Origin of the sequence: Microbacter margulisiae (assembly GCF_014192515.1) — a bacterium.
In the GTDB taxonomy this organism is placed as follows: domain Bacteria; phylum Bacteroidota; class Bacteroidia; order Bacteroidales; family Paludibacteraceae; genus Microbacter; species Microbacter margulisiae.
The window spans coordinates 815333-828149 of record NZ_JACHYB010000002.1 but is presented as its reverse complement, the minus strand read 5'-3'; the positions used below and the strand labels follow the sequence as shown (position 1 = coordinate 828149).

Genomic DNA, 12817 nt, shown 5'->3' with positions numbered 1-12817 from the left:
CGTGGAGATAAGTCTAAAAACGTACATGTTTCAGATAATAGCCCAGAACATAGCGGCGAAACAGTACCAACCCTGCGATGCATAGCAGGGCACAGATAAGGAATGAAATAGAAAGAGACGTGTGTTCCGAGATAATACCGACCGCTACCATCCCACTACCCATACCCAGATCCAACGCCGTGTAAAGCGTGGAATTAGCAGCCCCCCGGTGAGAAGGTTCTGCCAGATTATTCACCATGGTCTGAAATACAGGGAAAACCACCCCGTTCCCGAATCCGATAATCATGGCTGAGGCAAAATAACCCATTGGAGTTTTAAGCAATGCGAGCATGGCAAATCCGAAGATATCCAGAATCAGGCATAATGTCAGGATACGGGCTGGTCCATGTTTGTCGAAAACTTTTCCTACAGTGATCCGCGAAATAGCAATTCCTATGGCAAAAATCAAAAAGAAGAGGGAGGTATTTTGTACTCCGACTTCTCGTCCGTAGAGCGCTACAAATGACAGCAACCCTCCATAGGCCATCATGACTATCAGCAGGTTGAATGACGACGACAAGGCTTTGGGTTCAAAAAGATTATGCAGATTGAGATTCAGGTTGGCTATGGCAGGAGTGGCGTTTCTGGGTATTTTGACCAGATAGCCGCTGAGTGCACCCAGGGAACTGATCAACAACAAACCCCAGAACATGGCCATGTAATCCCACTGGCGTGCTATAAACAATCCTATGATTGGCCCGACTGACATGCCCAATGTGGTGGAAAGGGAATAAAACCCGATGCCCTCGCCCCGTTTGTTGGCTGGCATGATATCGACGGCCATAGTAGCTCCCGAGATAGTAGCTACGCCCCATCCCAGACCTTGCATAAAACGCAGTAGTGTGATAAAGGCAATAGATATCGCCACTATATAACCGACAAAAACAGCAGTGTAGAGAATTAATGCCGCAAGGAAAATCATTTTACGGCCAAACTTATCGAGAGCGAAACCTGAGAAGGGTCTTACCAAAACCGATGCAATGGTATAGACGGCCAGCACAATACCGATGGCGCTGTTGTCAGCGTGAAGATTGACGGCTAAATAGATGGGAAGGGTAGAAATAAGCGCATAATAGGTGATGCACAATAAAAAATTGGAAAGGGTTAGTAGGATAAAGTCTCTGTTCCAAAGTGTTTTGTCCATTATTTTTTATTCTAAAAATACAAATGCAAAGTTAGGTCGCTTTTCGTAAGAACGTTACATGAGGATGCAATTTTAATCAGTCTTTCGGGAAGGATGCAGATAATCGTTATGTTTAGAGCCGCCACTTTACAGGGGGCTTCTCCGTATCTCCAGGCCACCTCTAATTTAGATATAGTATATATGTAGCATATATATAGCTTATATATAGTATATATATAGCATATCTTTAAAAAGGAGTAATATATCAGCTATATATGTGTTGTATTTATATTGATAATCAGTTATTAATAACTTAGAGATACGACAGAGATACGGTAAAGGTTGCCTGAAACCTATTCAAAGTGAAAGTTTGAGCATAATCCGGGGTTACAAACAAGATATATCTTTGATTAAGCCGTATTCGTTCCTATTCCCGGTTAGCGACTGAAATGACTCAATGATTGATGAGTAACAGAAATCGGACACAACTATTAAGTACACTTTTGTGGCTTTGCTCAAACAATTCTTTTCACTTCATTTTATGATTTTTTGAATGTATAACTGCCAATGCGAGATGAAACGTGTAAATTTGCAGCTTTCCTGTTTTTATAAACAGTTCCTTATAAATAATTTGTATGTGCATTCTGGTCCTGTTGTTTACCAGGGCGACCAGTAAAATAAAATTCCACAATGGTTACCTGATTCAGGTTGTCAGAAATGGAGTTAAAAAAAAACGGCTGTATATCGCTATGAAGCCATAAACGCTGCAAGAAATCAATAACTGATGATGTGATTAAAATCTTATTTTGAATACGGCATTAATCTTAGTTATCACGGAAAATGGACTATTAAACAATAAACAAAACCTTATTCCCTTATTATATGAAACGAGCACGACAGAAAAACTTTGACACACAAGGTAATGTTTATGTGCGAGTTCCATGTGACCTTTAAAAATCAATTATAAACACATGAAAGGGAACATAAAATGACTCACGCCCAATGAGATAATGGCTTTAACCAGTTTCACATCCTACGGGTAAAAATAAAAATAAACGTATGAAATCTTTTCTTTCGCTTTCGGAAGCCATGCCCCGCATGATGGATAATCCTTTTGTTGATCCGGCAAACTGGCAGATGCAGGAGGGCGAGGTATGGGCACTGACGGGTGGCAACGGGAGTGGAAAATCATTACTGGCTGGGATGATTGCCGGGAAATGTGCATTACAGCATGGCGAAATTACGTATTCTTTTGCAGAGGCTGTCCATTTGCAATTTCCCGACAAGCCATTTCATCCCTGGGAACATGTCCGTTTGGTAGGTTTTCATGCAGCCTATTCTTTGGCAGATTACCGTACGCTGTACTACCAACAGCGTTACCATCAGACTGAGACGGATGATTCTCCTCTGGTAAGAGATATATTGGCTGAGGAAGAACGTGAAAGCATGGTGGCTGAAGCGTTGCAAATAGAACATTTACTGGATAAGCGCCTGATTCAACTATCGAGCGGAGAGTTGCGAAAATTGCTGATTGCAAAAGTAATGACAGGCAATCCGCGTCTGGTGATTTTTGATAATCCGTTCATCGGGCTTGATGCTACGTCGCGTGCACTGCTGGATGATTTGTTTACAGGTCTTCATCGTCATGGCATGCCTCTGATTTTCCTGTGTGCCTCACAGCGTGAGATGCCTTCGTGTGTGACGCATGTTTTACAAATGTCGCATTGTGCTATTGTAAATCAAATGCCTGTCGGTCAGTTTTGTGAGCTACATACTGATGTTCCGGCTTATTTGTTTGATACTTCTGTTGACGGCTCATTGTTCGGACATTCGGTTGTATCCACAGAGGATTATGCCATTGCTGTAAAGATGGAGCATGTGAATATCGAGTATGGGACTAAGGTTATCCGGAAGGATGTGAACTGGACCATCCTGAAAGGGGAGAAATGGGCGCTGGCAGGCCCTAACGGAGCGGGGAAATCGACACTGCTGAGTTATATTTTTGCCGATAATCCACAGGCCTATTCTAAACAACTGACACTCTTTGACCGTTTGCGGGGCACCGGAGAGTCTATCTGGGAAATCAAGGCGCGCATCGGGTTTACTTCGTCGGAGATGCATCTCTATTACCGGGAGAATGTGTCATGCCTGGCGGTGGTGGCTTCCGGATTTTTTGACAGCATAGGGCTTTACCGCAAATGCAGCGAGCAGCAAATGCAGCAGGCGGAACAATGGCTAAAGTTGCTGGAGAGTGAGCATCTAAAAGATCGAATGTTTCTGAAAATATCTTCGGGGGAACAGCGACTGGTGCTGTTTGCACGGGCATTGGTGAAGAATCCTGCTTTATTGATTCTGGATGAACCTTTTCATGGATTGGATGACCGGAAGAAAGCCCTATGCCGTCACATTGTCGAAACCTATGCATCGCAACCCGACAAGACATTGATTTATGTGACACATCACCGCGAAGAAATTCCTGATTGCGTGGGACGGTATATGGAGTTGGGGTTTTGAAAAATAATCACAGCGGCTATTGCAAAATGATACTAATATTCGTATCTTTGTAGCGCATCGTAACCCGAATATTTTTAAGAATGAAGTATTCAGAATTAGAGCGAAAACTTTCAAAAGCAGGTTGTCAGTTGATGAGAAGTGGAGGAAATCACCCAATTTGGTATAGCCCCATAACTGGAATGACCTTTCCAACCGGCAACCATAAAAGTGAAGAGGTAAAAGCCGGAACATTAAAATCAATTAGTAAACTATCGGGAGTTGATTTTTAATCCGATTAATGTAGATATGTGAGTCCCATTTGAACATTTGACCATAATGAATTTTTTTTATACAGATGAAAGCAATAGTAATAATTGAAAGAGGCAACGACGGAACCTATGATGCTTATTTGGAAAGCACTGAAAAATTAAGTTTCGGTTTACTTGGTCAAGGTAAGACGGTAAAAGAAACTATGGATGATTTTATAAATTCGAGAGATGAAATGAAAGCATATTATGCTGCTGAAAATAAACCTTTTCCCGAAGATTTGGAGTTTGAATATAAATATGATGTACCTTCATTTCTTTCTTATTATTCCAAAGTATTATCATTAGCCGGTTTGCAACGACTTACAGGAGTAAATCAAGGACAATTAAGCCATTATGTTACCGGACACAGAAAGCCAAGCCCAAAAACAGCAGAAAAAATTGAAAAAGCGCTACACAATTTCGCCAATGAAATTAGTCAGGTTCATTTTGTATAATTGAACTATCGTGTTGTTTCACATATTCACCTCCTTTGTTCTTTTCCACGCTTTGATTTAGAATCCTGCTTTATTGATTCTGGATGAACCTTTTCATGGATTGGATGACCGGAAGAAATCCCGGCATGTGTCGCTCATATCATGCAACTGGAATAGATCTGGCAACGAAGTTAAAAGAAAGTGTGAAGTTTTGAAGTTAAGGGAGTTAAAGTCAAAACGATGTCAATTTATATCCCAAGCAAAGAGATGGATCTTTCAGGGGCGGCATTCCGGAGATAATACGCTCGTGCTCCCTGTTCCAGTTTATGGCGGTATGATGTGTCATGCAACAAAAGACGTATCGCCTGATCCATTTCATCCCTGTTGTGATGAATAATATGAATGTTTTCTCCGTGCATAAGCGGTTCTGGCAAGGCATTGGATAGTGGTGTAGAGATAATGGCTTTGCCAAGCGCCAGGTATTCACCCAGTTTCCATCCGTGACAATTCCAAAAGGCAGGCGTATTGAATACAACCGTAGATGCTTTTGTTTTCTGCAGATAAGTTTCCGGAGACATGTAGCCGTGAAATACAAAATCTTTGAAACGTTCATTCAGGGGATGTGTTCCTGAATAGTAAAATCCGCCTTCAAAATTTATCTCAGGCAACGATTTGCAAACTTCCATAAAGTTTGCCCGTGGAATGTTGACCCGTTCATCATTTTGGTTGTATTCGTCGTTTTGCCATAATGTGCTGACGTGGAAAATGTACTTTCCCTGTGCGGGTTCCGGTGTGTACGCTTCAACAGGAAGCCGTAGTGAAAATTGCCGTTTGTATTTTCCGATAAATTTGCGGCTTCCGGATATATTTCCGGTTTTTAGCAAATTAGCGATGGCATAATACATCGTTTGTTGCAGATTCCAAATCCGGATGCCGAACCCCGGGGCTAACGAGACAATTTTCGGAAATCCGGACTTTGGCGTTTTCTCCCAGTTTGTGTTTACCTTCCCGTAGATGTCGCACCATTGGTAACATGAATGATCTATGGTATCAAAGTCACCAGCATCAATGGTCACGTTGGTTGATTTCCCATTTTGCCGGATGACGAAATTGAAACAGCTGGTTCTGTTTTGCAGACTCCGGAACGGAGCATTGTGAAACGTGAGCGAAGCGTTCCCAAATCTTTCAATTAGCCCCCTGATATAAAAGGAAGCGTAATAAACATTGACGAAAGGATCGATGATGATAGTCATGAGGAATGTTTGTTTCTAAGATTTCTTTTATAGGCGCGGGTATAAATTAAAATGGGGGCAATCGGATAAAGCAATGTATGCGCCTCTTTTAAATGGCGTAACAGCATAAGCTTCCATCCATTTATTGCATTCTCATGCAGCAGTATTGGAGCCATATTGTTTAGATAATGCATTGCTATTTCTCTTTCAAAAGCTTTGAAATAAAAGAATTGCTTGATAACAAAATTAAAATACCATAATGCGGCTTGGTATACGGTTGTAGAGAGTTGGGGATCATTTGCTTTTATTTCCTCTGAGAATTGGGATAGGTCTGAAGCGAGGGTATAAACTGAAAGGTATTTAGTAGCTGTCATCCTTGTGTTTACTGTGGAAGTAGGATTGAATCTATAATAATAGCAATACTTGTCGCAGTGTCGAAATCGTTTTGCATAATATACTGAGCGTAACGAATAGATTTGATCCTGAAGGTAATTGCCAACTTTGAAATAAAGCTGTATTTCGATTAAAAAACTTTTCAAAAAAACTTTTCTTCCTACAGAACCATTCAACTGCCAATCAGCTCCAAGTTGATGTATGAAATTTTTTCCCGGAATAACTTCGGTTGGGTTTGCTAGTTTATTTTTTATTATATTCAGTTCAAGATCAACTTTATATAGTTCAAAGTTCAATACATCTAAATTATTGTCCTCACATTCGGAGATAAGAGTCCCAATAATATTATGCTCTATGTAATCATCCGGATCGACGAACCAGATGTATTTCCCTTTTGCCGCGTCAAAGCCTATGTTTCGCGAAATTCCCTGATGTTTATTAACTGCATTTTCGATCAGGCTTAAATTGGCATGTTTTGTTTGATATTGTATGATGATGTCCCGTGTTCTATCAGGGGAACAATCATTAATGCAGATAATTTCATATTCCGATTCGGGAATGTCTTGCATATACAGGCTGTCCAAACATTCGGCTATGTATTGTTCTACATTGTAGCAGGGAAGTATGATAGAAAGTTGCATGGTGTTGAACTTAAGCTTATATTATACATCTACAAATTAACGGTTTGCTTTGGCTATGGCTTCCAGTGTCAGGTATATGCTGAACAAAAGAGGATGTATTAACAGTAAAGTATATATTCTCTTATGCCGGGGGTAAACACTTACCGTTTTGAAATTTGCCCAATTAATATGTTGTTTGATTACTTTGGTTGTCAAAAGATTCTTTTTGTTGTGTGGATACATGAATGCTCCGAAGTAATAACCTGCAATTTCACGGTAAAGGTAGCTTTTGTCGATATTTTGTTTTGGAATAAAGAAATCGGACAAGGTATTGGCAATATCTATTTTGTCCAATATTCTTTTGGGGTTTTCCGATTGCGTGATGCTTCCTTTCCTGATACGATAAACGTACAGTATCTCAGGAATAACTTTTACCGATTGTGCATAATAACAGACGAAAGGTGCAAACAGATTATCTTCATGGAAGATGCCTTCTCTAAAAAACAGATTATGTTGCAGCAGAAAGTCTCTCCGATAGATTCGTAGAACAGCACAAACAAAATGGAATTTGCGGCTTTCCAACGAGTATTTGTTATAATACGGCCAGCCTTCGATATTGAATTCCGTAATACCCGGATCAGGTATTTCCTGTTTGCCATCCTCGAAATAGCGTCGTCCGTTAAAGCCGATCATATCTTCGTTGCCAGCCTGACGATAGAGTGTCTGCAATGCGTTGGATTCGAGCCAATCGTCGCTGTCTAAAAACAAGATATAATCGCCATGTGCAGCTCGAATTCCCCGGTTTCGGGCAGCGCTGAGTCCTTGGTTAGTTTGTGAAATCAGTTTAATGTGTGTGTGTTTACCTGCATATTCTTCCAGTATTGTCCCGCTTTCATCTGTAGAGCCATCATTAATACAAAGGATTTCATAGTCTGTGAACGATTGCAGTAGAACCGAATCGAGACATTGCCGGAGGTAGGGAGCAACGTTATATATGGGAATAATGACGGAAAAGAACATATGTTTTTTATTTTTTTGAGGCATAATACCAGCGCCTTATTTTTCGTCGTTGTGTATTGGAAAAAGTGAATATGATCCAAATCAGATTGCGAATTTTCTTTTCTATATCTTCTTTAAATTTCTTGCCTGTTTTTGTCTCGCAATATGCAACCACAGCGTTGATGCGTCGTGTGTGGAATCGGTTGAAATAGTAATTTCTTGAGAACCATGTATGCAGGAGAAACGGTTCCCCATTGTGATTTTTTAAACAGGTGGAATAATGGTCGGAATGATCTTCTGCATCAAGATAGAACGTTTTGAAATACTGATTAATCCATAAAAAAAATGGATAAAACGGTTCTGCAATTTCAATCCGGTAATTCGTTTTTAATAAGTATTTCGGATGTGACGAAGCATCAAATGGTGGATGTGCTGCAATGTTTTTGATTTCATTCAATGAAAACCGTTCGCGAATTTTTTTTGTATTGAGAATGTTGAAATAGGGATTGGTTACCACAGGACTGTAAGCACGAATTCCTACAACACCGCCATCCGGCATGCCACAATTTACATAATCATTATCAATTACGTATTGAATCAGGCTTTGCAACCTTTTCGTATTAAACACGAAGGCATCTTCATCAATATTAACTACGATATCAGCTTCCGTGTCTTCAAGTATTTTATAGAAGTAACCATCGGCGGTAGTGTGTGTCAATCGAATTTTAGGATAGGGTAGATCCATGAAAAACATGGCTCTGTCGTATAGAGCCGGATTCATGGAACGGGTATAGATTTTGATGCGATAATCCTCCATGCTACTTCAGTTTAGATGTAGGAATGGGTTGTGCTGTTTTGTGGAGCATAACCTTAATCCATAGTTTGATGTTAAATTTTAAAGGTAAACGGAACAGAATGCCTGATGAAAACAATGAAATATATCGATTTAATGTATATCGTTCAACAAACCACTCTTCAACAATAAAGTTTCGGATTTTAGCAACAATATGCTGTTGAAGAATTTGATGCAAAGCCTTCTGGTTCAATGTCGGGTGAAGCATGTTGGCTTGTAGTATCCGCTGCTTGCACTGGTCATACGCTTTGACCTCATTAATGGCAGAAATACCCTTTGTTTCTGCAAAGGTAGAAATAAAAAGTTGTGTATCTTGCTGAGAGAGTGCAGGAAATAGTTTTTGAAGATAGAGCGTTCTGACCTTATCACTCATTTGTGATTGATTGGTTCTGGTTTCTGATACCTGTGTGGCGTGCATCCGGTAAAGAAAAAGCGTTTCGGGAATATTGTACATCTTTAATTGCATAACACATTTTGTCCAGAAACGGTAGTCTTCAGCAGGAAAAAATTCCTGTTCATATTGCAAATGAGCTTCCACGATAGATTTTTTACGAAATAGTGGAATAATCATGCAACATCCAAAAAGCAAACCAACTTTAATTGCTTCATGATCTTGAGGATAACGAACCTCATAATTTTTGCTTCCAAAAAAACGGTATCCTGCTCCGCAAATATCAATGTCCGGGTGCCGATCCAGGATATCTACCTGTCTTTTTAACCGGTCGGGGAGGCTGATATCATCGCCATCCATCCGTGCTATGTATTCTCCTGCTGCCAGTTCAATTCCCCGGTTTAAGGTATTTGCCAATCCTATATTGTGTTCATTCTCGATAAAACGGATACGGGAATCGGTAAATTGCAGTACCTTATCGCGGGTTGTGTCGGTAGAACCGTCGTTGATGATTAGTAGTTCAAAATCCGTATACGATTGATTTATAATGCTTTCTATAGCTTCCTGCACATAGGTGGCTACGTTGTAAACAGGCATCAGGACGGATATTTTCGGAGATGTTTTCATGGCTGGTAAAGCAAAGCGCGTTTGAAATAAAATGGATTCTGATGTTGCCGCTGCATCCCTCCATCGATACATACTGCAGATAAGTATCCGGATTGTTTTACGGCTGCTGCCACGTAATTATTCATATCACCGTAAGGATAGGCAAAATGGGTTGGTTCCTGTCCGGTTTCTTTCTTAAGACGTTGGCGCGATTGTTGCAATTCATTCATCAGCGATGATTCATTGAGTTGTGTCAGCGAAGTATGGGTTACGCCATGCGAGCCTATAGTGCATAGCCCACTTCTTAGCAATGTACGGATATCATCCCAGGAAAGTAACAGATCAGGCATAGCCATGTTTTGATATTCATTGAACGTTGAACCCAATAGTTCCTGTAATGCGGTTTTTGCATTTGCCGACGGATGGTTGCGCATCTTTTGTTTAATCGCTTCGAATGTTTGATTTCTGTCCGATATCGAATCACATGGGTAACTGTCGCCATCGTTTACAATAAATGTTGATTCATTTAGCAGAAGATTCTCCAGCCAATACCACCACACAAACGCACGGTTGTCAGGGAAATCTGTTGTCACATACACAGTGAATGGAATATGGTATTTTTGAAAGACCGGCAATGCCATCGTTAGATTATCCCGGAATCCATCATCAAATGTAAAACAGAGATAGGGTTTCTGAGCTTTATTCCTGTGTATCTGTATTTGATAAGCTTGGTCAATGCTTACGAACTGATAACCGGCAGCCTGATATTGTTCTATCGTTTGCTCTAAAAATGCAGGTGTAATTTCCAATTTCCTGTTGTCAATAATTGGGCTGCGTACTTCTACCACCCTGTGTAGCATCAGGATCAATCCTGCAAAAGGATTGAACTGATCATAAATTTTGTTGATCAGTGGGAAATGCTTTAGTAACGATTTAACATGAGACATGGAAACGCCGGAATTTGTTAGTAGAACTTATATGGTGTTTGTTGCAAAGATATACATCATTATGTTATTCATGCCATTTTAAAATGAGTTTGATAATAGAAAATTGTATATTAGCCACGAAGACCCAAAGTCACGAAGGAGGCACGAAGATTGTCTTTATTATCTGATTTGTTTGCGATGCTTAGCCCCCATGGTGTCTTTGTGTATGTTGTTATTTATTAGCCACCAAGGCTCAAAGTCACTAAGGGGGCACAAAGAATATTATTGTACAATTTGTTTGTGTAACTTCGTGTATTAGTGTTCTTGTGGCAGGATGTCGGTTATTAGGCACGAAGACTCAAAGTTACGAAGGAGTCACAAAGATTGTCTTTATTATCTGATTTGTTTGTGATGCTTAGCCCCTTGGTGTCTTTGTGTATATTGTTGCTTATTAGCGATAAAGACTCAAAGTCACAAAGAGGACACAAAGACTATTTATTGTCTAATTTGTTTGTGTTACTTCGTGTCTTTGTGGCAGGGGTTTTTATAAAGCATCTTCGTAGTTTTCGCCGTAATAGTTTTATTGTCATTTTGTTATATAAAAAATGATTGATAGGTCGCAATTGCTTAAAATCCCTGAGAGGTTCCCAGGGTAATCCCGAGGCATATATATCACTGACATAAGCATGAAAAGCTTTTATGATTAACTGTTGGTCAGATACAATTTTGTTATTCCATAACCAATTATAAATATAGAATAGTTCTACCAGATAATCGTATCCGGCCTTTTTAGAAACATTAGAGGTATGTCCCCGGTAGTTACTCAGTAATTGAGGGGTATAGGCAATGGAGGAGATGGCTGCTATTCGAAGAAAACAATACCAGTCACCTGAAAACCGAAAAGCATATGGGAACGGAAATATTGTCTCCAGTATTGACTTGCGGAGCAGCACTGCACTGGCATTGTTGATGGTGCAATCCCATAAAAGTGCCCGTTCAATTTCTTTATTTCCTTCCCAGCAATAATCCTTCTGCCAGTGATCGGAATTGAACTTTCCCGTTTTATAAGCGGCAAATATTGTTGCCTTTTCTCCCTCAATATGAATTTTGCTGTCACAATAGGCAAGTCCTGCTGTGGGTTGTTTGTCAAGAACATGCGTTAACGTGGATAAAAATTCCGGTTCTGCCCAGTCATCACTTTCAGCAATCCAGATATATTCACCTTTTGCCAGTGCAATTCCTTTCTCCCATTGCCTGAAAGTGCTTCCACTATTAGTTTCATTGAAGATAATCTGTGTAACTTTCGGATGATGTCTGTACGTATTCAATATTTCCTGGCTATGATCGGAAGAACAATCATCTAACAGAATCAGTTCAAAATCCGGATAAGTTTGATCCAGTATGCTATCAATCCGTTGCTTCAGGAAAGGGGCATGGTTATAATTGGGTACGATGACCGAAACTTTGGGCATGAAATGGGAGATTATTATTGAATGAAACAAACAGCCAATTTGTTAATTGTCATGCTGTTTAGTTAAATGTTTTTTTTATGATTTTCACAGGCATTGTCAATATGTTTCCAATACGGTATGCTGATGATTGTTTTTTGAAATGAGCTATCGTATTATCAATGATAAATGCATAATGTTTCCGGTATAAATCATAATGTTTATCGAAAAGATATGCGTTACGTCTGAGATAATCTTTATTCTGAAGGTGAATATCCATTAATGATCCTTTCCGGATTCTGTAGTAAAACAGGGCTTTTTCGATGAATATGAACTTCCATCCTTGTTCATATAGTTTGAGCCAGAAATCCCAATCTTCAAGTGTCAGAAAATGGCGGGATTCATCAAAACCGTTTACACTTTCCCATGCTTTTTTACGTATAACAGCACACATGTCGATATAGTTTGACACCAAAAGCTCTTTGATGTCAAAAGGAGCAACTTTGAACTCACCTCTACTGGCATCGCCTATAAAATTGGCTTTTGCATATACTACTCCTGCCTCATGATTTTTCAATAAACTATTAATGCCATAATCAATATATTCCGGAACAATTGAGTTGTCACTATCCAGAAATAATAAAAAATCCCCTTGAGCAATTTTACAACCGGCATTTCTTGCCGCAGCGGGGCCAGCGTTAGATTGTTTTAGCACGATATGTTTTCCGGATAGCGAATCCAAAAGTTTAAGTGTTGTAAGATCCGTCGATCCATCGTCAATGATAATGATTTCACACGTATAGTTGCCTGTATAGGCGTACACGCTTGCTAATGCTTCGGGGAGGTACTCTCCTGTATTGTAACATGGAATTATGACAGATAACATAATCTTAGAGGAGTCCATTTGCATAAAAGTTTATGATTGACGATAAAAAAATGCTTTAGTTCCAAA

Annotated in this window: 12 protein-coding genes; 3 read left to right on the top strand and 9 right to left on the bottom strand. The window is 39.8% G+C overall.

Features of this window, described 5'->3' with window-relative positions:
• Nucleotides 1–13: 13 nt before the first annotated feature.
• Nucleotides 14–1183: an MFS transporter gene (locus FHX64_RS12520; protein ID WP_183414166.1), complete on the bottom strand. Its 1170-nt coding sequence runs from the start codon at nt 1181–1183 to the stop codon at nt 14–16.
• A 1038-nt stretch (nt 1184–2221) separates the two neighbouring features.
• Between FHX64_RS12520 and FHX64_RS12515 the strand changes: the two genes are divergently transcribed.
• The 3 genes from FHX64_RS12515 (at nt 2222) to FHX64_RS12505 (ending at nt 4418) form a co-directional block, all read left to right on the top strand.
• On the top strand, nt 2222–3676 hold the full coding sequence (locus FHX64_RS12515; protein ID WP_183414165.1) for an ATP-binding cassette domain-containing protein: 1455 nt from the start codon (nt 2222–2224) through the stop codon (nt 3674–3676).
• Nucleotides 3677–3756: 80 nt separating this feature from the next.
• Nucleotides 3757–3945, top strand: a complete 189-nt coding sequence (locus tag FHX64_RS12510; RefSeq protein ID WP_183414164.1) for a type II toxin-antitoxin system HicA family toxin — start codon at nt 3757–3759, stop codon at nt 3943–3945.
• Nucleotides 3946–4010: 65 nt separating this feature from the next.
• Complete coding sequence (locus FHX64_RS12505; protein WP_183414163.1) at nt 4011–4418, top strand: helix-turn-helix domain-containing protein; 408 nt, start codon at nt 4011–4013, stop codon at nt 4416–4418.
• Between the two features lie 227 nt (nt 4419–4645).
• Here the strand turns inward: FHX64_RS12505 and FHX64_RS12500 are convergent, their stop codons facing one another.
• The 8 genes from FHX64_RS12500 to FHX64_RS12465 form a co-directional block, all read right to left on the bottom strand.
• Nucleotides 4646–5650 (bottom strand): glycosyltransferase, encoded by a 1005-nt coding sequence (locus FHX64_RS12500; RefSeq protein WP_183414162.1) that lies wholly within the window; start codon nt 5648–5650, stop codon nt 4646–4648.
• Complete coding sequence (locus tag FHX64_RS12495) at nt 5647–6663, bottom strand: glycosyltransferase family 2 protein (RefSeq protein ID WP_183414161.1); 1017 nt, start codon at nt 6661–6663, stop codon at nt 5647–5649. The genes FHX64_RS12500 and FHX64_RS12495 overlap by 4 nt, the downstream gene beginning before the upstream one ends.
• 36 nt (nt 6664–6699) lie before the next feature.
• Nucleotides 6700–7686, bottom strand: coding sequence for a glycosyltransferase (locus FHX64_RS12490; protein WP_246392464.1), 987 nt, complete (start codon nt 7684–7686; stop codon nt 6700–6702).
• Nucleotides 7670–8458 (bottom strand): hypothetical protein, encoded by a 789-nt coding sequence (locus tag FHX64_RS12485; RefSeq protein WP_183414160.1) that lies wholly within the window; start codon nt 8456–8458, stop codon nt 7670–7672. The genes FHX64_RS12490 and FHX64_RS12485 overlap by 17 nt, the downstream gene beginning before the upstream one ends.
• A 1-nt stretch (nt 8459) precedes the next feature.
• A complete protein-coding gene (locus tag FHX64_RS12480; protein WP_183414159.1) occupies nt 8460–9584 on the bottom strand; it encodes a glycosyltransferase family 2 protein in 1125 nt (374 codons plus the stop codon).
• Nucleotides 9509–10438, bottom strand: coding sequence for a polysaccharide deacetylase family protein (locus tag FHX64_RS12475; RefSeq protein ID WP_183414158.1), 930 nt, complete (start codon nt 10436–10438; stop codon nt 9509–9511). The genes FHX64_RS12480 and FHX64_RS12475 overlap by 76 nt, the downstream gene beginning before the upstream one ends.
• 470 nt (nt 10439–10908) lie before the next feature.
• Entirely contained in the window at nt 10909–11889 is a 981-nt protein-coding gene (locus tag FHX64_RS12470) for a glycosyltransferase family 2 protein (RefSeq protein WP_183414157.1), read from the bottom strand.
• 58 nt (nt 11890–11947) lie between these two features.
• Nucleotides 11948–12769, bottom strand: a complete 822-nt coding sequence (locus tag FHX64_RS12465; protein WP_183414156.1) for a glycosyltransferase family 2 protein — start codon at nt 12767–12769, stop codon at nt 11948–11950.
• Nucleotides 12770–12817: the final 48 nt, after the last annotated feature.

Coding starts and splice junctions, on each gene's coding strand:
- FHX64_RS12490 (WP_246392464.1), bottom strand. CDS start 7,686: ATGCCTCAAAAAAATAAAAAACATATGTTCTTTTCCGTCATTATTCCC.
- FHX64_RS12510 (WP_183414164.1), top strand. CDS start 3,757: ATGAAGTATTCAGAATTAGAGCGAAAACTTTCAAAAGCAGGTTGTCAG.
- FHX64_RS12485 (WP_183414160.1), bottom strand. CDS start 8,458: ATGGAGGATTATCGCATCAAAATCTATACCCGTTCCATGAATCCGGCT.
- FHX64_RS12520 (WP_183414166.1), bottom strand. CDS start 1,183: ATGGACAAAACACTTTGGAACAGAGACTTTATCCTACTAACCCTTTCC.
- FHX64_RS12505 (WP_183414163.1), top strand. CDS start 4,011: ATGAAAGCAATAGTAATAATTGAAAGAGGCAACGACGGAACCTATGAT.
- FHX64_RS12470 (WP_183414157.1), bottom strand. CDS start 11,889: ATGCCCAAAGTTTCGGTCATCGTACCCAATTATAACCATGCCCCTTTC.
- FHX64_RS12480 (WP_183414159.1), bottom strand. CDS start 9,584: ATGTATCGATGGAGGGATGCAGCGGCAACATCAGAATCCATTTTATTT.
- FHX64_RS12500 (WP_183414162.1), bottom strand. CDS start 5,650: ATGACTATCATCATCGATCCTTTCGTCAATGTTTATTACGCTTCCTTT.
- FHX64_RS12515 (WP_183414165.1), top strand. CDS start 2,222: ATGAAATCTTTTCTTTCGCTTTCGGAAGCCATGCCCCGCATGATGGAT.
- FHX64_RS12475 (WP_183414158.1), bottom strand. CDS start 10,438: ATGTCTCATGTTAAATCGTTACTAAAGCATTTCCCACTGATCAACAAA.
- FHX64_RS12495 (WP_183414161.1), bottom strand. CDS start 6,663: ATGCAACTTTCTATCATACTTCCCTGCTACAATGTAGAACAATACATA.
- FHX64_RS12465 (WP_183414156.1), bottom strand. CDS start 12,769: ATGGACTCCTCTAAGATTATGTTATCTGTCATAATTCCATGTTACAAT.